This window comes from Streptomyces sp. NPDC054834, assembly GCF_053611185.1.
In genome coordinates, this window is the sequence record NZ_JBSGZV010000010.1 from 49,503 (window position 1) to 71,618 (window position 22,116).

Here is a 22,116-nt window from a genome sequence, read left to right on the forward strand (position 1 = left end):
AGGTTGCATCAACGAACGTCAATACAAGCCGTTCCGGGGCACCGCCATGCCCTGTCATCCAGGAGTGACTCATGCCCGAACAGTCCACAGACCTGCGCGAAACCGTCCGCCGGCGATACGCGGCAGCAGCCGTCAAGGTCACCGAAGGCAGCACCGCCTGTTGCGGACCGGAGCCCGTCGAGGTCGACGAGAACTTCGGCTCCACGCTCTACGCGGCAGACGAACGCGACACGCTCCCCACCGAGGCCCTGGCCGCCTCCCTCGGCTGCGGCAACCCCACCGCCGTGGCCGATCTCCACGAAGGGGAACGCGTCCTCGACCTTGGCTCAGGAGGCGGCATCGACGTCCTGCTCTCCGCCCGACGCGTCGGCCCGACGGGCAAGGCGTACGGCCTCGACATGACCGAGGAAATGCTCTCCCTGGCCCTGGCCAACGCCGTGAAGGCAGGCGCCACGAACGTCGAATTCCTCAAGGGCGCCATCGAGGCCATCCCGCTGCCCGCCAACACCATCGACGTCGTGATCTCCAACTGCGTGATCAACCTGTCCACGGACAAGGCGGCGGTATTCACGGAGACGTACCGTGTCCTGAAGCCGGGCGGCCGGATCGGCGTGTCCGACGTGGTCGCAGACGACTCCCTGACACCCGGGCAGCGAGCCGAGCGCGGCGACTACGTCGGCTGCATCGCCGGCGCCCTTTCCTTCAGTGAGTACCGCGAAGGCCTCGAAGCGGCAGGCTTCACCGACGTCGAGATCACTCCGACCCACGGCGTGGCCGACGGCATGCACTCGGCGATCGTGCGCGCCACCAAGCCCACCGCGGTGGCCGCGACCGAAGCGACCGACTCCGCCGACGCCTGCTGCGGCGTGAACGCCTGCTGCACCCCGGCCGAGACCTCGGCCGACCCGGCCGTCACGGTCACAGACGCCAAGGCCGCATCAGGCTGCGGTTGCCAGAGCTGAGGCACTACGAGGAGGCAGGGGCGTCCGGGACGTCTCCCGACTGTGATCCACGGCCTCCGAGGCCGCAAACGCACAAATCCCCCCGCGGCAAGGCGCCATGCGCGTACCATGATGCCCCACGGAGACCCACAGTGACGTTGTGGTCACACATCGCCATGAGTGCAGGGCACGCCCACTTCGGCATGCGGCGGACGTCCTGCGGGTCGGATGACGTGGGGGGGCGTCATGGCGGATTCATCTGCTGAGCGGATTCGCGCGTGTGTACGCGTTTTTCGGTCGCGCGTGGAGCCGGTCGTCACGCGATGCGTGCTGTTGGGCATCGTTGTGCTCGGCATCTTGGCGCAGTTCGTCAAACCGGTGGGTGACCTTCTCGAGGGAAAGATCTTTCTTGGCGGAGCACTGCTCAGTGCGGTCGCCTACATCCTGTACGACGCCCTGAAAGACCTGACGGACGCACCACCGAATGGCCGCAACACACCGCCGGTCACCAACCCGCACTCCTTGGGCCCCTACATCGACGAAGCCTTCACCGCTCGCACGGTGAACATTCGCTTCATCGGCTATACGGGAGAAACACTCTTCCTGCACCTGCAACGCCTTCTGCTGGATGTCCTCACCACCCCGGGGCGCACCCGCTCGGTCACGGTCCGGATCCTGGTTCCCGACCTGTCGGGACCCGTCGGGCTCCCCTGTACGCTCCATCAGGACGGCTCAACGTCCGACGATCCCGAATTTCGCGAATACCAGACCCGCAGAACCAGGGATTACTCCCATCACCTGTCCGGGCTTGCGCTGCGACTACGGGAAGCCGGGATCGATGTCACCGTCGAGTTTCGAACCTATCCCGGAATTCCGGTCTTCAAGCTCTACATCTTCAACGAGGACATGGCTTTCGCCGGATTCTATGACATGGCCTGGACGTCAGGCTTCCCCATCCATGACCCGACCCGCACTCTACTGAACCCGAAAGGCCCGTTGACCAGCATTCACGGCTGGAACTCCAGAAACGGAAACGACGAGTCAAAGCGCTTCGTCAGGGACAGTGCTGAATTCTTCGAAGGCCTGTGGAAGATATCCGCCGAGCTTGTGTAGTCAAGACCAGGGCTCGGCAGCGGCGTACAAGGGGAAGCCAACGGCGTCGGCCGGTAAGGACGCGAAGCCCCGACCGCAGCCGACGCCGCAGCTCAGTGCGTATGCCCGCTCGAAGCCGGCGCCGGACCCGCGTTCTTGACCGTCAGAGGAAGCAGCTTCTTGCCGGTGGGGCCGATTTGGATGTGGGTGTCCATCTGAGGACACACCCCGCAGTCGAAGCACGGTGTCCAGCGGCAGTCCTCGACCTCTGTTTCGTCGAGGGAGTCCTGCCAGTCTTCCCAGAGCCAGTCCTTGTCGAGGCCGGAGTCGAGGTGGTCCCAGGGGAGGACCTCCTCGTAGGTGCGCTCGCGGGTTGTGTACCAGTCGACGTCGACGCCGTAGGGGGCGAGGGCCTTGTCGGCGCAGGCCATCCAGCGGTCGTAGGAGAAGTGCTCGCGCCAGCCGTCGAAGCGGCCGCCGTCGTCGTAGACGGCGCGGATGACGGCTCCGATGCGGCGGTCGCCGCGGGAGAGGAGGCCCTCGACGATGCCCGGCTTGCCGTCGTGGTAGCGGAAGCCGATCGAGCGGCCGTACTTCTTGTCGCCGCGGATCTTGTCGCGGAGCTTTTCGAGGCGGGCGTCCGTCTCCTCGGCGGAGAGCTGGGGGGCCCACTGGAAAGGCGTGTGGGGCTTGGGGACGAAGCCGCCGATCGAGACCGTGCAGCGGATGTCGTTCGAGCGCGAGACCTCGCGGCCCTTGGCGATGACCTTCGTCGCCATGTCGGCGATCTGGAGGACGTCGTCGTCAGTCTCCGTGGGCAGGCCGCACATGAAGTACAGCTTCACCTGGCGCCAGCCGTTGCCGTAGGCCGTGGAGACCGTGCGGATGAGGTCGTCCTCCGAGACCATCTTGTTGATGACCTTGCGGATGCGTTCGGAGCCGCCCTCGGGGGCGAAGGTGAGGCCCGAGCGGCGGCCGTTGCGGGTCAGCTCGTTCGCCAGGTCGATGTTGAAGGCGTCCACGCGGGTGGAAGGGAGGGAGAGGCCGATCTTGTCTTCCTCGTAGCGGTCCGCCAGGCCCTTGGCGATGTCGCCGATCTCCGAGTGGTCCGCGGAGGACAGGGAGAGGAGGCCCACCTCCTCGAAGCCCGTCGCCTTCAGGCCCTTGTCGACCATCTCGCCGATGCCGGTGATCGAGCGCTCGCGCACCGGGCGGGTGATCATGCCCGCCTGGCAGAAGCGGCAGCCGCGCGTGCAGCCGCGGAAGATCTCCACCGACATGCGCTCGTGGACCGTCTCGGCGAGCGGGACGAGGGGCTGCTTGGGGTAGGGCCACTCGTCCAGGTCCATGACCGTGTGCTTCGAGACGCGCCAGGGGACGCCCGACTTGTTGGGGACCACTCGGGCGATACGGCCGTCGGGGAGGTACTCGACGTCGTAGAAGGCCGGGATGTAGACGGCGCCGGTCTTCGCCAGGCGGAAGAGGACCTCCTCGCGGCCGCCGGGACGGCCCTCCGCCTTCCACTCCTTGATGATCCGCGTCATGTCGAGCACGGCCTGCTCGCCGTCGCCGATGACCGCCGCGTCGATGAAGTCGGCGATCGGCTCCGGGTTGAAGGCCGCGTGGCCGCCGGCCAGGACGATCGGGTCGTCGATCGTGCGGTCCTTGGACTCCAGGGGGATCCCGGCCAGGTCCAGGGCCGTGAGCATGTTCGTGTAGCCCAGCTCCGTGGAGAAGCTGAGGCCGAAGACGTCGAAGGCCTTCACCGGGCGGTGGCTGTCCACCGTGAACTGCGGGACGCCGTGCTCCCGCATCAGCGCCTCCAGGTCCGGCCACACGCTGTACGTGCGCTCGGCGAGGACGCCCTCCTGCTCGTTGAGAACCTCGTAGAGGATCATGACGCCCTGGTTGGGCAGGCCGACCTCGTACGCGTCCGGGTACATGAGCGCCCAGCGGACGTCACAGCTGTCCCACGGCTTGACGGTCGAGTTGAGCTCACCGCCTACGTACTGGATCGGCTTCTGCACATGCGGGAGCAGGGCCTCGAGCTGTGGGAAGACCGACTCGACAGACATCGCGGGGGTTACCTTCGTGAGCTGACAGGGGTGACCATCTAGCGTAACCCGGCGGGAGGCCTCCCTCAGACGAACACCTTCGACCGTGCCTTCTGCCACACCTGCGGCAGCTCCGCCTCCACCGCCGCCGCCCGCTGCTCCTCCCGCCCGTACAGCAGTCCGTAGGTGAACGTGTCCTCTCCCGCCGCGTGCGCCACGGCGGAGAGCTCGCGCAGGGCCAGGCGGGCCATGACGCTGTCCTGGTGGTCGCCGAGCAGCTGGGTCAGGGACTTCATGGCCTTGGTCAGGACGGCGGCCGGGTGGCCGAGGGCCGGGGTGGCCGCCTCCGCCGTGTAGCGGGTGCGCTTGGCCTTCTTGCGGGCTTCGTGCACGGCTACGTCGCGGTCCTGGCCGGGCGGCGTGTCGATCGCCTGCTCGATGAGCCCGGCGACGCGGCGGGACTCCTTGCGGACGGCCTTGGCGATCGCCTTGGAGGGCTTGCCGCCGGCCGCCTTCCGCAGCGGCGGGTCGGTGATCAGGGCGTCCAGGGCGTCGAGCAGCGCGAGATACCGCACGGAGTCCAGGACGCCGATCAGATGCGGCCGGGATCCGCCGCGCCGCCCCTCCGACCAGGCGTGCAGCCGATCGGCGACCGGGCCGTGGACCAGCGTGTCCGGCAGGTCGCCGAGGTCCGCGGTCAGCCGCTCGGCCAGCACCGCCCGGTCACGGTCCACGCCCAGTTCGCCCGCCAGCCATTTCAGCTCCGCGCCGATCGGCTCGGTGACGGCCCGGTCGAACAGCGAGCGGTAGGCGCGCAGGGCGCTGCGGGTCCGGCGGGTGGCGACCCGCATCTGGTGGACGGAGTCCTCGACGTCCCTGCGTACGGCCGGGTCGAGCTCGACGATCACGTCGCGCTGGGCGCGGATGTAGGCGAGGACGTGGTCGCCGGCGGTGACGGGCTGGGCGGCCTCCCGCCGGCGCTGTCCCTTCTTCCCCTTCGACGCGGTCCCCTTCGGCGCGGTCCCCTTCGGCGCGGTCCCCTTCGGCGCGGTCCCCTTCGGCGCGGTCCCCTTCGGCGCGGTCTCCATCAGCGCCCGGGCCAGCTTCGACGGTGACTTGGACGGTCGTACGTCGGCCTTGCGCAGCCGCTTGTCCACCAGGTCGAGGAAGGCCGGGTCCCCGCCGTCGGCGAGCTCCACCTCGATCTCGGTCCACTGGGCCAGGCCGCCCTCGCCGGTGAGCCGTTCCGCGGTCACGGCGTCCACGCTGGCCTCGGCGAGCAGCCGGCCGTCGGCGTCGACGAGGTGGCGTACGTCGCGGACGGAGCGGAGCCGGACCACGGGGCGTAGTTCGGCGTCGCGGACGCGGGAGCGGAGCAGGGCGGTGAGGTCGTCCGGGACCGTGTCGGACAGGGGTGCCTGGATCTCGTCGCGCACTCCTGGGGCGACCGGGAATTTGAGGTGCCAGCCCGCGTCGGAGCCGCCGGTGCGGCGGCGCAGGGTGACACCGGTGGCGGCGAGGCGCTCGTCCGGGGTGTCGTAGTAGGTGGCGTCCAGTTCCGCGACGCCCTTGTCGAGGACACCCGCCACCCCGCCGACGCCGGTCAGGTCGGGCAGGCCGCTCTCGTCGGACTCGTACTTGCGCTCTATCTCCCGCTTCGTATCCGCCATGAACCGAATCTAGCCCCGATTCTCAGGGGTACGCCCTCCCGCGGGGACATCGGCTAGGCGGACATCGGCCGCTGCACCCTGATCGACTGGAGGAGCCCCACCGCCACCCACACCGCGAACATCGACGTTCCGCCGTAGGAGACGAACGGCAGCGGCAGGCCGGTGACCGGCATGATGCCGAGGGTCATGCCGATGTTCTCGAAGGCCTGGAAGGCGAACCAGGACACGATCCCGGCGGCCACGATCGTGCCGTACAGCTCGGTCGTCTCGCGGGCGATGCGGCAGGCGCGCCAGAGCACGACGCCCAGCAGCAGGATGATCAGGCCCGCGCCGACGAAGCCGAGCTCCTCCCCCGCGACGGTGAAGACGAAGTCGGTCTGCTGCTCGGGCACGAACTGGCCGGTGGTCTGCGAGCCGTGGAAGAGGCCGGCGCCGGTCAGGCCGCCGGAGCCGATCGCGATGCGGGCCTGGTTGGTGTTGTAGCCGACGCCGGCCGGGTCGAGGTCGGGGTTGGCGAAGGCCGCGAAACGGTTGATCTGGTAGTCGTCCAGGATGTGCAGCTGCCAGACCGCGATCGCGCCCAGTGCGCCCGCGCCGAGCAGGCCGAACACCCATCGGTTGGAGGCGCCGGAGGCGAGCAGGATGCCCAGGATGATGATCACCATGACCATGACCGAGCCGAGGTCGGGCATGAGCAGCACGATCAGGATCGGTACGGCGGCCAGGCCGAGGGCCTGCATGACCGTGCGGTGGTCGGGGTACTTCTTGTCGCCGGCGTCGACGCGGGCCGAGAGCAGCATCGCCATGCCCAGGATGATCGTGATCTTCACGAACTCCGAGGGCTGGAGGGAGAAGCCGCCGCCGAGCACGATCCAGGAGTGGGCGCCGTTGACGGTGGAGCCGAGCGGGGTGAGCACCAGCAGGATGCCGAAGACAGAGAGGCCGTAGAGGATCGGCACGAAGTTGCGCAGGGTGCGGTGGCCGAGCCAGATCGTGCCGATCATCAGGGCGAGCCCGATGCCGGTGTTCATCAGGTGCCGGAGCAGGAAGTAGTAGGGGTCGCCCTGGTTGATCTCGGTACGGTTGCGGGTCGCGGAGTAGACGAGCAGCGAGCCGAGCATCGACAGGGCGAGGCCCGCGAGCAGTATGGGCCAGTCCAGTCGGCGGGCCACCGAGTCACGGGCGAGGAGCCGGGTCCAGCCGGCCCGCTCGGGGCCGTACCCGGAGACGGAGAAGCTGTTGCCGGTCATGCGGGCATCCTCCGGCTTCCCCTCTTGCGAGGTCGCCTGCGGGTGTTGCGGTTGCCGGTCCCGGGCGAGGCGGTGGTCGCCGGGGGCTGGGACTCGTCCGGGGCGGGCGAGCCGGACGGGGTGGCCTGGATGTCCTTGGCGGGGTCGCCGGAGATCTTCGGGGCGGCGATCGTGCCGTCCGTGCGGACCTTGGGCAGGCCCTTCTGCGGGGTGGGCAGCAGCGCCTTCTTCTTGTCGATCGAGCCGTCGGACTGGACGCCGTAGAGCGCGCTGTAGATGTTGCGCACGGCCTCACCGGAGGCGCCGGAACCCGTACCGGCCTGGGCGATGGTCATGATGACCGTGTAGTCCTTGGAGTAGGTGGCCAGCCAGGACGTGGTCTGCTTGCCGTAGACCTCGGCGGTACCGGTCTTGGCGTGCAGCGCGATCTTGTCCTGCGGCCAGCCGCCGAACTTCCAGGCGGCGGTACCGCGGGTGATGACGCCCGCGAAGGCGTCGTTCATGCCCCTGAGGGTGGCCTGGCTGACCGGCAGCCTGCCGTTCTTCTTGGGCTTGATCTCCTGGACGGTCTTGCCGTCGGCGCTGATGACCGCCTTGCCGATGGTCGGCTGGTACATGGTGCCGCCGTTGGCGACGGCACCGTAGATCGCGGCCTCCTGGATCGGGGTGACGAGGGTGTCGCCCTGGCCGATGGAGTAGTTGATCTCGTCGCCCTCGCGCATCTTGTTGCCCTCGAGGCAGTTCTCGTACGCGATCTTCTCCACGTACGAGCCGTCCTTCTTGCCGGTCTTGCACCAGGCGTCCTTGTTGGCCTTCCAGTAGTCCAGCTTCCACTGGCGGTCGGGGACGCGGCCGGTGACCTCGTTGGGCAGGTCGACGCCGGTCTCCTTGCCGAGGCCGAACTGGTGGGCGGTCTTGAAGAAGTAGTCCTTGGGCTCGCCCTTCTTGGGGTTGATGCCGCCGTCCTTCTTCCACTCCCGGTCGGCGAGGCCGTAGAAGACGGTGTCGCAGGAGACCTCGAGGGCGCGGCCGAGCGAGATCGGGCCGAAGTTCTCGCCCTCGAAGTTCTTGAAGACCTGGCCGCCCACCGAGTACGAGCTGGTGCAGGGGTAGCCGCCGTCCCAGACGTAGCCGGCCTGGACCGCGGCGGCCGTGGAGACCACCTTGAAGGTCGAACCGGGTGCGGCCTGACCCTGTATGGCCCTGTTGAGCAGCGGGTAGTCGGAGTTCTTGCCGGTGAGGGCCTTGTAGTCCTTGGCGGAGATGCCGCCGACCCAGACGTTGGGGTCGTAGGTCGGGGCGGACGCCATGGCGACGATCCGGCCGGTCTTGGCCTCCATCACGACGACGGCGCCGGAGTCGGCCTTGTAGTTCTCGCCGGTGATCTTGTCGTACTGCTGGCGGGCGACCTTCATGGCGTGGTCCAGCTCGTACTCGGCGACGCGCTGGACGCGGGAGTCGATGCTGGTGACGAGGTTGGCGCCGGGCTCGGCGGCGTCGGACTCGGCCTTGCCGATGACGCGGCCGAGGTTGTCGACCTCGTAGCGGGTGACTCCGGCCTTGCCGCGCAGCTCCTTGTCGTACTGGCGCTCCAGGCCGCTGCGGCCGACCATGTCGGAACGCAGGTAGGGCGAGTCGGTGTCCTTGGCCTGCTGGATCTCGTTGTCGGTGACCGGCGAGAGGTAGCCGAGGACCTGCGCGGTGTTGGCCTTGCCGGGGGCCCCGTAGCGGCGCACGGCCTCGGGTTCGGCGGTGATGCCGGGGAAGTCCTCGGCGCGCTCCCGGATCTGTAGGGCCTGCTTGGGGGTGGCCTCGTCGGTGATCGGGATCGGCTGGTACGGGGAGCCGTTCCAGCACGGCTGCGGGGTCTTGGCGTCGCACAGCCGGACCTTCAGCATGACCTCTTCGGGGTCGATGCCGAGGACCCCGGCCAGCTTGGTGAGGACCGCCTTGCCGTCGTCCTTCTGCTTCAGCAGATCGGTGCGGGAGGCGGAGACCACCAGCCGGGTCTCGTTGTCGGCGAGCGCCACGCCCCGCGCGTCCAGGATCGACCCGCGTACGGCGGGCTGGACGACCTGCTGGACGTGGTTGCCGGACGCTTCCTTCTGGTACTCGGCGCCCTCGCGGATCTGGAGGTACCACAGGCGGCCGCCGAGGGTGCCGAGCAGGGAGAGGACGAGGATCTGGATCACGACGAGCCTGATCTGGACCCGTGGGGTCCGTCCGGTCTCGGGAATGTTGGTCACTGCGGCTGCCTCCCCCTCTCAGTGCGTGTATGTGTCATATACGACGAAGCTGTGCGCGTCCGGGTGCGGCCCCCGCGCTCGTCCTGGGCGCGGGCCCCGCGTCTGTCCTGGGCGCGGGTCCCGCGTCTGCACAGCCGTCAACTGTCCGCCGGTCACAGCCGCTTGACCCCCTTGATACGGCTCACGCGCGCGGCGCGGGTGCGGGTCTTGGCTTTCAAGCCGCTGAGGCCGCCGCGCTGGCTGCCGATGCGGAGCCCGGTGCCGGAGGAGAGCCAGCCGGAGGAGATGTCGGTGGCCTTGGCGGAACCGGTCTCCGCGAGCGGGTCGTTCTCGGCGCGGCGGGCCAGGGCGATGATTCCGGGGACGACGAACGGCGCGAGGAGCAGGTCGTACACGGCGGCCGAGGTCAGCAGGCCGACGAGCCCGACATGGCGGGCGGCGGTGTCGCCGACGAGGGCGCCGACCCCGGCGTACAGCAGCGTCGAGCCGATCGCGGCGGCGACCACGACGACCATCGGGCCGGTGGCGGATTTCAGGCGGCCGTTCTCGGGCTTGATGAGTCCGGCGAAGTAGCCGATGACGCACAGCACCAGCGCGTAGCGGCCGGCGGCGTGGTCGGCGGGCGGGGCGAGGTCGGCGAGGAGTCCCGCGCCGAAGCCGACGAGGGCGCCGCCGACATGGCCGTAGACGATGGCCAGGCCCAGCACGGTGAGCAGCAGCAGATCGGGCACCGCGCCCGGGAGGTGGAGGCGGGCGAGGACACTGACCTGGATGACCAGGGCGACGACGACCAGCGCGGTGGAGAGCAGGATCCGGTTGAGGCGCATGGGACTTCGAGCTCCTACTGCTGCTGCTGGTCGTTGGCGGTCGCGTCGGACGACGGGGTGACCGTCACGGTCACCGTCGGCGTCGGGGTCGGCTTCGGCTTGGCCGGCAGCACCTCGTCACGCGGGTCCTTCTTCGGGGCCTCGACGACGACACCCACGATGTCCAGCTTGGTGAAGCCGACGAACGGGGTGACGTAGAGGGTGCGGGTCAGGCCGCCGCCGGAGGGGTCGATGCGGGAGACGACACCCACGGGGACACCGGGCACGAACGGCTTGTCGGCCTGGGAGCCGAAGGTGACGAGCCGGTCGCCCTTTTTCACCTCGGCCTTGCCGTTGAGGAGTTCGACGCGCAGCGGGCGGTCGCCCTGCCCGGAGGCGAAGCCGAGCTCGTCGCTGCCCTCCATGCGGGTGCCGACGGTGAAGTCGGGGTCGTTGGCGAGCAGCACGGTGGAGGTGTTCGGGCCGACGGTGGTGACGCGCCCGACGAGGCCGTCCCCGTTGAGCACGGTCATGTCCCGCTTGATGCCGTCGTTGGCGCCGACGTCGATGGTGACGGTCCAGGAGAAGCCCTGCGCCGATCCTATGGCGATGACCTCGGCGCCCTTGATGCCGTACTGCCCCTCGCCGGCGATCTTCATCATCTTGTCGAGCTGCTTGAGGCGGCTGCGGTTGCGGTCGCTGCTGCCGAGCTTCGCCTTGAGGGCCGCGTTCTCCTTCTCCAGCCGGGCGAGCCGGTCGTGTCGCTCACCGGAGTCACGGACCGCGGAGACGGCGTTGCCGACCGGGTCGACCGCCGACGACACCCCGTTCTCGATCGGGCCGAAGGCCGCGGCCGCGGCCTGCCGGGCGCCGTCGACCGGGGAGTTCTCGCCGCCGCGGATGTCCACCGTGATCAGTGCGAACGCGATGGCGATCAGCAGCACCAGGAGCAGCCGGCTCTCTTTCGTGTCCCTCACGTGCGACGGCCGTGCCCTTCCTCATTGGAATGCGACTTGGGAATGAACTTGTGGGAGCTTATGCCTCTATATCAACGATCCGCCGTACGAGAGGAGATCATCTCGTACGGCGGAATCGAAGAGTCACGTCATCTGCGCGGCTGGGCGTCGAGCACCTGCTGGAGCGCCTCGAACTCCTCGACGCACTTGCCGGAGCCGAGCGCCACGCTGTCCAGCGGGTCCTCGGCGATATGGATGGGCATTCCGGTCTCGCGACGCAGCCGCTCGTCGAGGCCGCGCAGCAGGGCGCCGCCGCCGGTGAGCACGATGCCCCGGTCCATGATGTCGCCGGACAGCTCCGGCGGGCACTTGTCCAGGGTCGTCTTCACGGCGTCGACGATCGCGTTGACGGGCTCCTCGATCGCCTTGCGCACCTCGGCGGCGGAGATGACGACGGTCTTGGGCAGCCCGGAGACGAGGTCCCGGCCGCGGATCTCGGTGTGCTCGTCGTCTTCGAGTTCGTACGCCGAACCGATCGTGATCTTGATCTGCTCGGCCGTCCGCTCACCCAGGAGGAGGCTGTACTCCTTCTTGATGTGCTGGATGATCGCGTTGTCCAGCTCGTCGCCCGCGACGCGGATGGACTGGGCGGTGACGATGCCACCGAGCGAGATGACCGCGACCTCGGTGGTGCCGCCGCCGATGTCCACCACCATGTTGCCGGTGGCCTCGTGGACCGGCAGGCCGGAGCCGATGGCCGCCGCCATGGGTTCCTCGATGATGTGCACCTGGCGGGCGCCGGCCTGGGACGACGCCTCGATGACGGCGCGGCGCTCGACGCCGGTGATGCCGGAGGGCACGCAGACGACGACGCGCGGCCTGGCGAGGTACCTCCGCTTGTGGATCTTCAGGATGAAGTAACGGAGCATGCGCTCGGTGATCTCGAAGTCGGCGATGACGCCGTCCTTCAGCGGACGTACGGCGACGATGTTGCCGGGGGTCCGGCCGATCATCTTCTTCGCTTCGGCCCCGACCGCGAGGATGCCACCGGTGTTCGTGTTGATCGCGACGACGGACGGCTCGTTGAGTACGATCCCGCGACCCCTGACGTACACCAGCGTGTTGGCGGTCCCGAGGTCGACAGCCATGTCACGGCCGATGAACGACATTGAGTTCCCCATCAGGATTCTTCTGGCCTTCCCACGAGCTTTTGAGGGCTTTTCAGGTAGGCGAGGTGGGTGCTGTGACGTGAAGGCCTCCATCGTAAACGGGCCTGCACGAACACTGCGCGAGGGTCTTCGCCATTGTCAGCAGATGGGCGAGTGCCTCGCTTGTGGAGACGGCCCAACGGGGGCATGCGTTCCCCCGATCGGCACGCATATGCCAAGCGACGGTCGAAAAGGTACGGGCGCCGCAGCTCAGCGGGCGGGTCGAGGTGACACACCCTCAGAAAAATCCTCGGAAAATTCGCCTCGCGAAGGCCGACACCACCGACACTCCGAGCTCACGCAACCCGAACGGACGCCGCTACGCGGGGCTTGACCGAGCCGGGTGGACACGAGCGGGAACGCCGCAACACGAGCACGCCCGTCCAGCAGACAGCACGCGGCCTCCGGTACGGGGGCTTGGCCGAGCCAGGTGGGCACGAGCGGGAACGGCGCAACACGAGCAGGCCCGTCCAGCAGACAGCACGCGGCCTCCGGCACCCGAACGGACCCCGCTGCGCAGGGCTTGACCGAGCCAGATGAGCACAAACGGGAACGGCGCAACACGGGCACGCCCGTCCAGCAGACAGCACGCGGCCTCCGGCACCCGAACGGACCCCGCTGCGCAGGGCTTGACCGAGCCAGATGGGCACAAACGGGAACGGCGCAACACGAGCACGCCCGTCCAGCAGACAGCACGCGGCCTCCGGCACCCGAACGGCTCGCCCGAGCACGGGCACGAATCCGCCCGCGAGCACGGCGGCGCGGAACGGCCCGACAGTCGCGCCGCTGACGCCGCTGTGGCAGCACAACCCGGCAGGAGCCGCAGGCATCGGGTGAGGCCCGGCCGGACGTGGCCCGCCCGCCCCGGCCCGGCGGGCATGGCGCCGGCCGATGCGCGGGGCCTGGCCGAGACAGCCCGCCTCCGGTCCCCGGCGCCCGGCGGACACCCTCCCCGCCCTCCCGGAGGGACCCGGCGGGGGTCCAGCATGGCCCCAGAGCCTGACATGCCTGGACGGGGCCGGACGCCCGGTCCGACGGGACGGTGCGGACGCTGGTGCCCGGGGCCCGGCCTGGGCTGCCCGCCCGCAGTCCACGGCGCCCGGTCCCGGCGGGCCCTCGCCGCGCAACCCCCGGCAGGGGCCGGCAGGGATCAGGGAGCCTGACACGCCCTAACGCGGGACGTCCGCCGCGGCGGGACGGGGCGGGCGCCGATGTGCGGGGCCCTGCCGGGTCAGCCCGCCTCCGGTCCCCGGCGCCCGGCCCGGCGGGCACCGCACCATGCGCACCCCCGGAGGGACCCGGCCCGGGCTGCCCGAACCCGGCCCGCTCAGCCCCCGGCAGGGATCAGGCGTGGGTGGGGAAGAAGATCTTGACCTCGCGGTTCGCCGATTCCTCGGAGTCGGAGGCGTGGATCAGGTTCTCGCGGACGATGACGCCGTAGTCGCCGCGGATGGAGCCGGGAGACGCCGCGATCGGGTCGGTGGGGCCGGCCAGGGCGCGCAGGCCCTCGATGACCCGCTCGCCCTCGACGATCATGGCCACGACCGGGCCGGAGGCCATGAACTCCACCAGCGGCTCGTAGAAGGGCTTGCCCTTGTGCTCACCGTAGTGCTGCTCCAGCGTGTCCTGGTCCAGCGTGCGCAGCTCCAGCGCGGTGATCTGCCAGCCGGCCTTGCGCTCGATGCGGCTGATGATCTCGCCGGTCAGGCCGCGACGGACGGCGTCGGGCTTGAGCAGGACGAGGGTGCGCTGGGTCACTGGGAGGCTCCTTCTGACTGACGTATACGTGGCACGAGATTACAAGGTCGGGCTCCGCGGTTGTTACGCAGCGTCAGCTGTGGTCGAGCTCTCCGCCTGCGCCGCGAATCTCGCCTTCGCCTCGTCCACCTTCCGCCCGAAATGCACCGACGCCCACCACAGCGCCGCGAACACCACACCCAGGATGAACATCATCGGGACGAAGAACCCGGAGGCGACCAGCGCGATCTGAAGCGCCCAGCCGAGGGCCACGCCCCCGGGCCGGGTCACCATGCCGCACAGCGCCACGCTCAGGAACATGGCGATGCCGCACACCGTCCACACGGTCGACGTGGACAGGTCCTGGTCCTTCATCGCCACCAGCCCCGCGAAGCCGATGATGAAGAACTCCCCGATCAAGGTCGAGGAACAGAGCGTACGCATGGGAGCCCTCAGCCCCTTCCCAGCAGCAGCCGGGCCTCGCCGACCGTGATGACGGAACCCGTGACGAGCACACCGCCGCCGGCGAACTCGCCCTCCTCCTCGGCCAGCGTGATCGCCGCCTCCAGCGCGTCCGGCAGCCGCGGCTCGACCTGCACCCGCTCCTCGCCGAACACCTCGACGGCGACAGCGGCCAGCTCGTCGGCGTCCATCGCCCGGTGGCTGGAGTTCTGCGTGACGACGATCTCCGCGAAGAGCGGCTCGAAGGCCTCCAGGAGACCGCGCACGTTCTTGTCGCCGCTGGCTCCGACCACACCGATCAGACGGCTGAAGTCGAACGCCTCCCCCACGGCATCCGCGGTCGCCCGCGCGCCCGCCGGGTTGTGCGCCGCGTCCAGCACGACGGTGGGCGACCGCCGTACGACCTCCAGCCGGCCCGGCGAGGAGACCGCCGCGAAGGCCTTGCGGACGGTGTCGATGTCCAGCCGCTCCGCCCGCTGCGCGCCGACCCCGAAGAACGCCTCGACGGCCGCGAGCGCCACAGCCGCGTTGTGCGCCTGATAGGCACCGTGCAGCGGGAGGTAGACCTCCTCGTACTCGCCACCCAGCCCGCGCAGCGTCAGCAGCTGCCCGCCTACCGCGACCTGCCGCGCCACGACGCCGAACTCCAGCCCTTCCCGGGCCACGGTCGCGTCGACCTCCACCGCCTTCTTCAGCAGCACCTGCGCCGCGTCCACCGGCTGCTGGGCCAGGATCACGGTCGCGTCCTGCTTGATGATCCCGGCCTTCTCGCCGGCGATCGCGGCGTGCGTCTCCCCGAGCCGGTCGGTGTGGTCGAGGTCGATGGGGGTGACGACGGCGACGTCCCCGTCGATGACGTTGGTGGCGTCCCAGGAGCCGCCCATGCCCACCTCGACGACGGCCACATCCACGGGCGCGTCCGCGAAGGCCGCGTACGCCATGCCGGTGAGCACCTCGAAGAAGGAGAGCCGGAACTCCTGCTGACCGTCGACCATCTCCACGTACGGCTTGATGTCCTGGTACGTCTCGATGAACCGCTCGGCGGTGATCGGGGCGCTGTCCAGGCTGATCCGCTCGGTGATCGACTGCACGTGCGGCGAGGTGTAGCGGCCGGTGCGCAGCTCGAAGGCGCCCAGCAGCGCCTCGATCATGCGGGCCGTGGAGGTCTTGCCGTTGGTTCCCGTGATGTGGATCGAGGGGTACGAGCGCTGCGGCTCGCCCAGGACGTCCATCAGCGCGGAGATCCGGCTGACGGAGGGCTCCAGCTTGGTCTCGCCCCAGCGCGTCGCCAGCTCCCCCTCGACCTCGCGCAGCGCCTTGTCGACCTCGGGGTCCTCGGGCCGCGTCGGGACGTCCGCCTCCGGCGGCCCGCCCTGCGTGCGCAGGGTACGGCTGCCGGCCTCGATCACCGCGAGGTCGGGGTCACGGTCCGTCTCCGCCGCAACGATCTCGTCGAAGGAGTCGAGGGGGTCGAGCGGGTCGGGCTGGTCGCTGTTGCCGGGGAGGTCACTCACGAGGCCAGTCTACGGAGCCGCGGTGACAGAGGTGGGCGAAGGCCCCCGGAGCTGGATGTTCCGGGGGCCCTGACCTAGGTACGACCGCTCAAGCGGAAGGGAGCCGGTCCAGCTGGGCCTGGATGCGGGCGATGTCCTCGTCCGCCTTCGCCAGCCGCGTGCGGATCTTCTCCACCACGTTCTCCGGCGCCTTCGCCAGGAACGCCTCGTTGCCGAGCTTGGCCGTGGCCTGGGCCTTCTCCTTCTCCGCGGCCGCCAGGTCCTTGGCCAGACGCTTGCGCTCCGCCGCCACGTCGATCGTGCCGGAGAGGTCGAGGGCGACCTCGGCGCCCGCGACGGGGAGGGTCGCGGTCGCCGTGAAGGAGTCGCCCTCCGGCTGGAGGCGCAGCAGCTGGCGGATGGCGGCCTCGTGCGGGGCGAGCGCCGTGCCGTCGAGGGCCAGACGGGCCGGAACCCGCTGGCCCGGCTGGAGGCCCTGGTCGGCGCGGAAGCGGCGGACCTCGGTGATGACGGACTGGAGGGTCTCGATCTCCTTCTCCGCCGCCGTGTCCCTGAAGCCACCCGGTGCGTCAGCACCAGGAACCGACACAGCGGTCGGCCACTCGGCGATGACGACCGACTCACCGCCCGTGAGGGTGGTCCACAGGGTCTCCGTGACGAACGGGACCACCGGGTGCAGCAGCTTCAGCGTGACGTCGAGGACCTCGCCGAGGACCCGCTTGCTGACCTCGGCCGCCTCGCCGCCCGCCTGGAACGTCGTCTTGGACAGCTCGACGTACCAGTCGAAGACCTCGTCCCACGCGAAGTGGAAGAGGGCGTCGGAGAGCTTGGCGAACTGGAAGTCGTCGTAGAACGCGTCGACTTCGGCGATGACGGAGTTGAGCCGGGAGAGGATCCAGCGGTCCGTCGCCGACATCGCGGACGGGTCCGGCAGGGGGCCGTCCACCGTCGCGCCGTTCATCAGCGCGAAGCGCGTCGCGTTCCAGATCTTGTTGGCGAAGTTGCGGGAGCCCTGGACCCAGTCCTCGCCGATGGGGACATCGACACCCGGGTTCGCGCCACGGGCCAGAGTGAACCTGAGCGCATCGCTGCCGTACTTGTCCATCCAGTCCAGCGGGTTGACCGCGTTGCCAAAGGACTTCGACATCTTCTTGCCGAACTGGTCGCGGACCATGCCGTGCAGGGCGATGGTGTGGAACGGCGGGGTGCCGTCCATCGCGTACAGGCCGAACATCATCATCCGGGCGACCCAGAAGAAGAGGATGTCGTAGCCGGTGACCAGGACGGAGTTCGGGTAGAACTTCGCGAGCGACTCGGTCTGTTCGGGCCAGCCGAGTGTGGAGAACGGCCACAGGCCGGAGGAGAACCAGGTGTCGAGGACGTCGGTGTCCTGCTTCCAGCCCTCCGCCTCGGTGCCGGGCGGCTCCTCGTCGGGGCCGACGCAGACGACCTCGCCGTTCGGGCCGTACCAGACCGGAATCCGGTGACCCCACCACAGCTGCCGCGAGATGCACCAGTCGTGAAGGTTGTCGACCCAGTCGAAGTACCGCTTCTCCATCTCCTGCGGATGGATCTTGACCTTGCCCTCGCGGACGGCGTCACCGGCGGCCTTCGCCAGCGGGCCGACCTTGACCCACCACTGCATGGACAGCCGCGGCTCGATGGTGGTCTTGCAGCGCGAGCAGTGGCCGACGCTGTGGACGTACGGCCGCTTCTCGGCGACGATCCGGCCCTCGGCGCGCAGCGCGGCGACGATGGCGGAGCGTGCCTCGAGCCGGTCCAGGCCCTGGAAGGGGCCGTGGGCGGTGATGACGGCGTGCTCGTCCATGACGGTCAGGGACGGCAGGTTGTGGCGCTGGCCGATCTCGAAGTCGTTCGGGTCGTGGGCCGGGGTGACCTTGACGGCGCCGGTGCCGAACTCGGGGTCGACGTGCTCGTCCGCGACGACCGGGATGGAGCGGTCGGTCAGCGGCAGCCTGATGAGCTTGCCGACCAGGTGCTTGTACCGCTCGTCCTCGGGGTGGACGGCGACGGCGGTGTCACCGAGCATGGTCTCGGCACGGGTGGTGGCGACGACGATGGTGTCGTCCCCGTCGCCGTACTTCATCGAGACGAGCTCACCGTCGTCGTCCTGGTACTCGACCTCGATGTCCGAGATGGCCGTCAGGCACCGGGGGCACCAGTTGATGATGCGCTCGGCGCGGTAGATCAGCTCGTCGTCGTAGAGGCGCTTGAAGATGGTCTGGACGGCCTGCGAGAGCCCCTCGTCCATGGTGAAGCGCTCACGCGACCAGGCGACACCGTCTCCCAGGCGCCGCATCTGCCCGCTGATCTGCCCGCCGGACTCGGCCTTCCACTGCCAGACGCGCTCGACGAAGGCTTCCCGTCCCAGGTCGTGCCGGGACTTGCCCTCCTTGCCGAGCTCCCGCTCCACGACGTTCTGCGTGGCGATACCGGCGTGGTCCATGCCCGGCTGCCACAGCGTCTCGTAGCCCTGCATCCGCTTGCGGCGGGTCAGGGCGTCGATGAGCGTGTGTTCGAAGGCGTGCCCGAGGTGCAGGCTGCCGGTGACGTTCGGCGGCGGGATGACGACCGTGTACGGAGGCTTGTCGCTCTTCGCGTCGGCCTCGAAGTAACCGCGCTCTACCCAGCGCTCGTACAGCGGCCCCTCTACATCGGCCGGCGCGTACTGGGTCGGCAGTTCGGTGTCGGGCGCTGGTGGCTGCTGCTGAGCGTTCTCGGTCACGGGGTCAGTTTAGAGGTGTCACGGGGTGGTCCCGAAACGCCTTTGTTCTGTAACGGTGGGGGCCCCGATGCGGTGTGCCTCCTGCGCCTGAGCCAGGATGTCAGGAACACATAAGCAGTCTGGAGGGGAACCCAGAAATGAGTCACAACCAGCCGGGCCCGTACGGCGGGCAGCCCCAGCAGCCCGGCCCGTACGGCCAGCCGGGCCCGTACGGCCAGCAGCCGCCGCAGGCTCCGCAGCCCGGCTACGGCTACCCCCAGCAGACTCCGCCGGCCCCGCCGCAGCCCGGGTACGGCTACCCGCAGCAGGGCGCCCCCCAGCAGCCGAACCCGTACGGCCAGCAGCCGCCGTACGGCCAGCAGCCCTACCCCACCGTCCCCCAGCCGCCCGTGCCCGACGGGGGCAAGAAGAAGACGGGCCTGATCATCGGAGCCGTGGCGGTCGTGGCGGCGGTCGCGGTGGGTGTCTTCTTCGTGGTCGGCAGCGGCAGCGGCAGCGGCAGCGGCGGTGTCACGGACGACGGCGCGCACAAGCTGACGACGCCGGCGAAAGTGATCAACGGGACGTACAAGAAGTCGGACAGTGCCGACTCCGCGGACAAGATGACCGCCGACGACAAGGCGGACTTCGAGAAGTGGGGCGTGAAGGACCCGACGGACGTCAGCGCGGGCTACGGGCAGGGCACGGGCCTCAGCGCGAAGAACCTCTCCTTCAGCGGTGTCTACGGAACCATCGACGACCCCGAGGCCGTGGTCGACGCCATGTTCGCCAAGGTCAAGTCGGAGTCCGAGAAGGACAAGGACACCAAGGGCACGATGCTCGGGAGCCCCGAGGCGGTACACCCGTCGGGCTTCTCGAACGGCATCATGAAGTGCCAGGTGGCCGAGATCCAGAACGACAGCTCGGCGAGCTCGGGCGCCGGCGCGGCGAAGACCGTCAAGTTGCCCATGTGTATCTGGGGTGACCACAGCACGGTCGCGGTGGTCACGTCGTTCAGCCTCGCCCAATTCGCCAGCGGTGACGGCGGCTCGGTCGACGACGTGGCAGCCCTCGCGGCCAAGCTCCGCAATGACGTGCGCGTCAAGGCGTAGCCACAACGACGCGAGGGGGCACCTCGTCAGCGAGCGCCCCCTCGCGTCACAGCAGTAACCATCAAGGCGTCAGGCCCACAAGCAGGCCTTCGTCGCCACACTGTTCGATACTCCCACTTCAACGAGCTTGGTCACACATATCGGATTGGCCGCCTTTTGACTTCCCAGCCCGGTGGGCAGCGCCCCGTGGGTACAAGCGGTTGTCACCTTCGCGCCGACGGTGTACCCGTAGGTCTGGACAACACCGGTGCACTGGGCGACGGTGGCCGAGGCTGACGAAGCCGTGACGAGCGGCGCAGCCCCCGCCGCCACAATCACACCAACCGTTGCCAAAATACGCTTCGCCTTCATTGCTTGGAACCCTCCCGTTTCAGAGACACCAGTCACTCGAACACATGACCGATGCGGTCGAGTTCATAAGATCATGAAATTGGATTACCTCCAAGACGTGGCGTGGACCTGACCAAATTCCATCGCTGCGCGGGCTGAATAACGAGGCCGGACACCACATGACGATGAACCTTGCTGAAGGGTTCTGTCGGTCCAGGCGGCGGGCACTTTCTACGTGCAGGTGAGACACGAGGTCGCGTGTGCTGAGTGGGTGCTCCTGGAAAGGGGGCCGGCGATGGCGCCGAAGTCAAAGTATCCCCGGGTCCGTGTCCGATGGCCCGTCCCCACCCGGACGTGCGTGGCTGGTAACGGCGGGCTGGGAGCTCCGGGGAGAAGCCCAAGTGCCGCCGTACCAGCCGGGTGCGGCCTTCTCTGAGCGTTGCGAACACGGTGGCCCGCTGCGTCATACCCTGCGCCTTACAAAGAGCGGCGAGTTCATAGCCACACTCCGTGTCGAGCATCTCCCGCTGGATCTCGTCGATGCGGGCGCACCTCTCCGGAGCAACGTCGGCGATCAGGTTCGCCATGGCGCCGAGTTCGGCTTCATGCCCTCCTTCTCCCTCAGTTCTTCCGCCGTCGGCCGCCGCAGGGAAGATCCCAAAAGGGAAAGGCGCCCAGCGATATCGCCGGGCGCCCCCTGTGACGTACCAGAACCGCCTACGCCGTCTTCTGCTCCCCCGAGCCCCGTCCCCGCGCATCCCGCGGGATCAGGGTCGGGTTGACGTTGGAGCGGACGACGTCGGCGGTGATGACGACGCGGGCCACGTCCTTGCGGGACGGGACCTCGTACATCACCGACATGAGGACCTCCTCCATGATGGCGCGCAGGCCTCGCGCGCCGGTCTGGCGGAGGATGGCCTGGTCGGCGATGGCCTCGAGGGCCTCGCGCTCGAAGTCCAGTTCCACGCCGTCGAGTTCGAAGAGGCGCTGATACTGCTTGACCAGGGCGTTGCGGGGCTCGACCAGGATCTGAAGCAGGGCCTCGCGGTCCAGGTTGTGGACCGAGGTGATCACCGGGAGACGGCCGATGAACTCGGGGATCATGCCGAACTTGACCAGGTCCTCCGGCATGATGTCCTCGAAGACGTCCTTGGCCTCCAGCTCGCGCTTGGAGCGGATCGTCGCGCCGAAGCCGATGCCCTTCGCGCCGGCTCGCGACTCGATGATCTTGTCCAGGCCCGCGAAGGCACCGCCCACGATGAACAGGACGTTCGTCGTGTCGATCTGGATGAACTCCTGGTGCGGATGCTTGCGCCCGCCCTGCGGCGGCACCGAGGCCGTGGTGCCCTCGAGGATCTTCAGGAGGGCCTGCTGCACGCCCTCGCCCGAGACGTCCCGGGTGATCGACGGGTTTTCGCTCTTTCGGGCTACCTTGTCGATCTCGTCGATGTAGATGATCCCGGTCTCGGCCTTCTTGACGTCGTAGTCCGCCGCCTGGATCAGCTTCAGCAGGATGTTCTCGACGTCCTCGCCGACGTACCCCGCCTCCGTGAGCGCCGTCGCGTCAGCGATCGCGAACGGCACGTTCAGCATGCGCGCCAGGGTCTGGGCGAGGAGCGTCTTGCCCGAACCCGTGGGGCCCAGCAGGAGGATGTTGGACTTCGCCAACTCGATGGCGTCGTCCCGGCCCTGGGCCCCGCCGTTCTCACCGGCCTGGACCCGCTTGTAGTGGTTGTACACCGCGACTGAGAGCGCCTTCTTGGCGGCCTCTTGCCCGACTACATAGCCCTCGAGGAACTCGTAGATCTCGCGGGGCTTGGGAAGTTCCTCCCAGCGCACCTCGCTCGTCTCCGCGAGCTCCTCCTCGATGATCTCGTTGCAGAGATCGATGCACTCGTCGCAGATGTACACACCGGGCCCTGCGATGAGCTTCTTGACCTGCTTCTGGCTCTTGCCACAGAACGAGCACTTGAGCAGATCGCCGCCGTCACCGATGCGTGCCACGGTGTGCTT

Annotated in this window: 16 protein-coding genes; 3 read left to right on the top strand and 13 right to left on the bottom strand. The window is 68.8% G+C overall.

From position 1 onward, the window contains the following. Window positions 1–71 precede the first annotated feature (71 nt). Together arsM and ACWGJM_RS16050 are read left to right on the top strand one after the other, a co-directional pair. On the top strand, window positions 72–962 hold the full coding sequence (gene arsM / locus ACWGJM_RS16045) for an arsenite methyltransferase (protein WP_453412292.1): 891 nt from the start codon (window positions 72–74) through the stop codon (window positions 960–962). Window positions 963–1,187: 225 nt separating this feature from the next. Continuing rightward, window positions 1,188–2,054: a hypothetical protein gene (locus ACWGJM_RS16050; protein WP_453412293.1), complete on the top strand. Its 867-nt coding sequence runs from the start codon at window positions 1,188–1,190 to the stop codon at window positions 2,052–2,054. A gap of 92 nt (window positions 2,055–2,146) precedes the next feature. On the opposite strand, the gene ACWGJM_RS16055 is transcribed toward ACWGJM_RS16050, so the two are convergent. The 11 genes from ACWGJM_RS16055 to ACWGJM_RS16105 all read right to left on the bottom strand — a co-directional run bounded on the left by ACWGJM_RS16055 (window position 2,147) and on the right by ACWGJM_RS16105 (window position 18,682). Continuing rightward, a complete protein-coding gene (locus ACWGJM_RS16055; RefSeq protein WP_453412294.1) occupies window positions 2,147–4,108 on the bottom strand; it encodes a TIGR03960 family B12-binding radical SAM protein in 1,962 nt (653 codons plus the stop codon). Window positions 4,109–4,173: 65 nt separating this feature from the next. Then, window positions 4,174–5,757 (bottom strand): CYTH and CHAD domain-containing protein, encoded by a 1,584-nt coding sequence (locus ACWGJM_RS16060; RefSeq protein ID WP_453412295.1) that lies wholly within the window; start codon window positions 5,755–5,757, stop codon window positions 4,174–4,176. A 53-nt stretch (window positions 5,758–5,810) separates the two neighbouring features. Continuing rightward, on the bottom strand, window positions 5,811–7,007 hold the full coding sequence (rodA, locus tag ACWGJM_RS16065; protein WP_453412296.1) for a rod shape-determining protein RodA: 1,197 nt from the start codon (window positions 7,005–7,007) through the stop codon (window positions 5,811–5,813). Then, window positions 7,004–9,253 (bottom strand): penicillin-binding protein 2, encoded by a 2,250-nt coding sequence (gene mrdA / locus ACWGJM_RS16070; RefSeq protein ID WP_453412297.1) that lies wholly within the window; start codon window positions 9,251–9,253, stop codon window positions 7,004–7,006. The genes rodA and mrdA overlap by 4 nt, the downstream gene beginning before the upstream one ends. A 152-nt stretch (window positions 9,254–9,405) precedes the next feature. Further along, a complete protein-coding gene (gene mreD, locus ACWGJM_RS16075; RefSeq protein WP_453412298.1) occupies window positions 9,406–10,080 on the bottom strand; it encodes a rod shape-determining protein MreD in 675 nt (224 codons plus the stop codon). A gap of 14 nt (window positions 10,081–10,094) precedes the next feature. Then, window positions 10,095–11,036: a rod shape-determining protein MreC gene (gene mreC, locus ACWGJM_RS16080; protein ID WP_453412299.1), complete on the bottom strand. Its 942-nt coding sequence runs from the start codon at window positions 11,034–11,036 to the stop codon at window positions 10,095–10,097. Window positions 11,037–11,164: 128 nt separating this feature from the next. Further along, window positions 11,165–12,184 (bottom strand): rod shape-determining protein, encoded by a 1,020-nt coding sequence (locus ACWGJM_RS16085; protein ID WP_453412456.1) that lies wholly within the window; start codon window positions 12,182–12,184, stop codon window positions 11,165–11,167. Between the two features lie 1,383 nt (window positions 12,185–13,567). Continuing rightward, the gene (ndk, locus tag ACWGJM_RS16090; RefSeq protein ID WP_453412300.1) at window positions 13,568–13,981 is read right to left on the bottom strand and encodes a nucleoside-diphosphate kinase; all 414 of its coding nucleotides are present in this window, start codon (window positions 13,979–13,981) and stop codon (window positions 13,568–13,570) included. 63 nt (window positions 13,982–14,044) lie between these two features. Then, window positions 14,045–14,404 (bottom strand): DUF4233 domain-containing protein, encoded by a 360-nt coding sequence (locus ACWGJM_RS16095; RefSeq protein WP_453412301.1) that lies wholly within the window; start codon window positions 14,402–14,404, stop codon window positions 14,045–14,047. 8 nt (window positions 14,405–14,412) lie between these two features. Continuing rightward, the gene (gene folC, locus ACWGJM_RS16100; RefSeq protein WP_453412302.1) at window positions 14,413–15,936 is read right to left on the bottom strand and encodes a bifunctional tetrahydrofolate synthase/dihydrofolate synthase; all 1,524 of its coding nucleotides are present in this window, start codon (window positions 15,934–15,936) and stop codon (window positions 14,413–14,415) included. 88 nt (window positions 15,937–16,024) lie between these two features. Next, entirely contained in the window at window positions 16,025–18,682 is a 2,658-nt protein-coding gene (locus ACWGJM_RS16105; protein ID WP_453412303.1) for a valine--tRNA ligase, read from the bottom strand. A gap of 137 nt (window positions 18,683–18,819) precedes the next feature. On the opposite strand from ACWGJM_RS16105, the gene ACWGJM_RS16110 reads away from it, so the two are divergent. Next, window positions 18,820–19,773, top strand: coding sequence for a hypothetical protein (locus ACWGJM_RS16110; RefSeq protein ID WP_453412304.1), 954 nt, complete (start codon window positions 18,820–18,822; stop codon window positions 19,771–19,773). 69 nt (window positions 19,774–19,842) lie between these two features. Here the strand turns inward: ACWGJM_RS16110 and ACWGJM_RS16115 are convergent, their stop codons facing one another. Then, window positions 19,843–20,124 carry a hypothetical protein gene (locus ACWGJM_RS16115; protein WP_453412305.1) on the bottom strand — a complete coding sequence of 94 codons (282 nt, stop codon included), beginning with the start codon at window positions 20,122–20,124 and terminating at the stop codon, window positions 19,843–19,845. A gap of 696 nt (window positions 20,125–20,820) precedes the next feature. Then, window positions 20,821–22,107: an ATP-dependent Clp protease ATP-binding subunit ClpX gene (gene clpX, locus ACWGJM_RS16120; protein WP_453412306.1), complete on the bottom strand. Its 1,287-nt coding sequence runs from the start codon at window positions 22,105–22,107 to the stop codon at window positions 20,821–20,823. Window positions 22,108–22,116: the final 9 nt, after the last annotated feature.

Coding starts and splice junctions, on each gene's coding strand:
- arsM (WP_453412292.1), top strand. CDS start 72: ATGCCCGAACAGTCCACAGACCTGCGCGAAACCGTCCGCCGGCGATAC.
- ACWGJM_RS16050 (WP_453412293.1), top strand. CDS start 1,188: ATGGCGGATTCATCTGCTGAGCGGATTCGCGCGTGTGTACGCGTTTTT.
- ACWGJM_RS16055 (WP_453412294.1), bottom strand. CDS start 4,108: ATGTCTGTCGAGTCGGTCTTCCCACAGCTCGAGGCCCTGCTCCCGCAT.
- ACWGJM_RS16060 (WP_453412295.1), bottom strand. CDS start 5,757: ATGGCGGATACGAAGCGGGAGATAGAGCGCAAGTACGAGTCCGACGAG.
- rodA (WP_453412296.1), bottom strand. CDS start 7,007: ATGACCGGCAACAGCTTCTCCGTCTCCGGGTACGGCCCCGAGCGGGCC.
- mreD (WP_453412298.1), bottom strand. CDS start 10,080: ATGCGCCTCAACCGGATCCTGCTCTCCACCGCGCTGGTCGTCGTCGCC.
- ACWGJM_RS16085 (WP_453412456.1), bottom strand. CDS start 12,184: ATGTCGTTCATCGGCCGTGACATGGCTGTCGACCTCGGGACCGCCAAC.
- ACWGJM_RS16095 (WP_453412301.1), bottom strand. CDS start 14,404: ATGCGTACGCTCTGTTCCTCGACCTTGATCGGGGAGTTCTTCATCATC.
- ACWGJM_RS16110 (WP_453412304.1), top strand. CDS start 18,820: ATGAGTCACAACCAGCCGGGCCCGTACGGCGGGCAGCCCCAGCAGCCC.
- ACWGJM_RS16115 (WP_453412305.1), bottom strand. CDS start 20,124: ATGAAGGCGAAGCGTATTTTGGCAACGGTTGGTGTGATTGTGGCGGCG.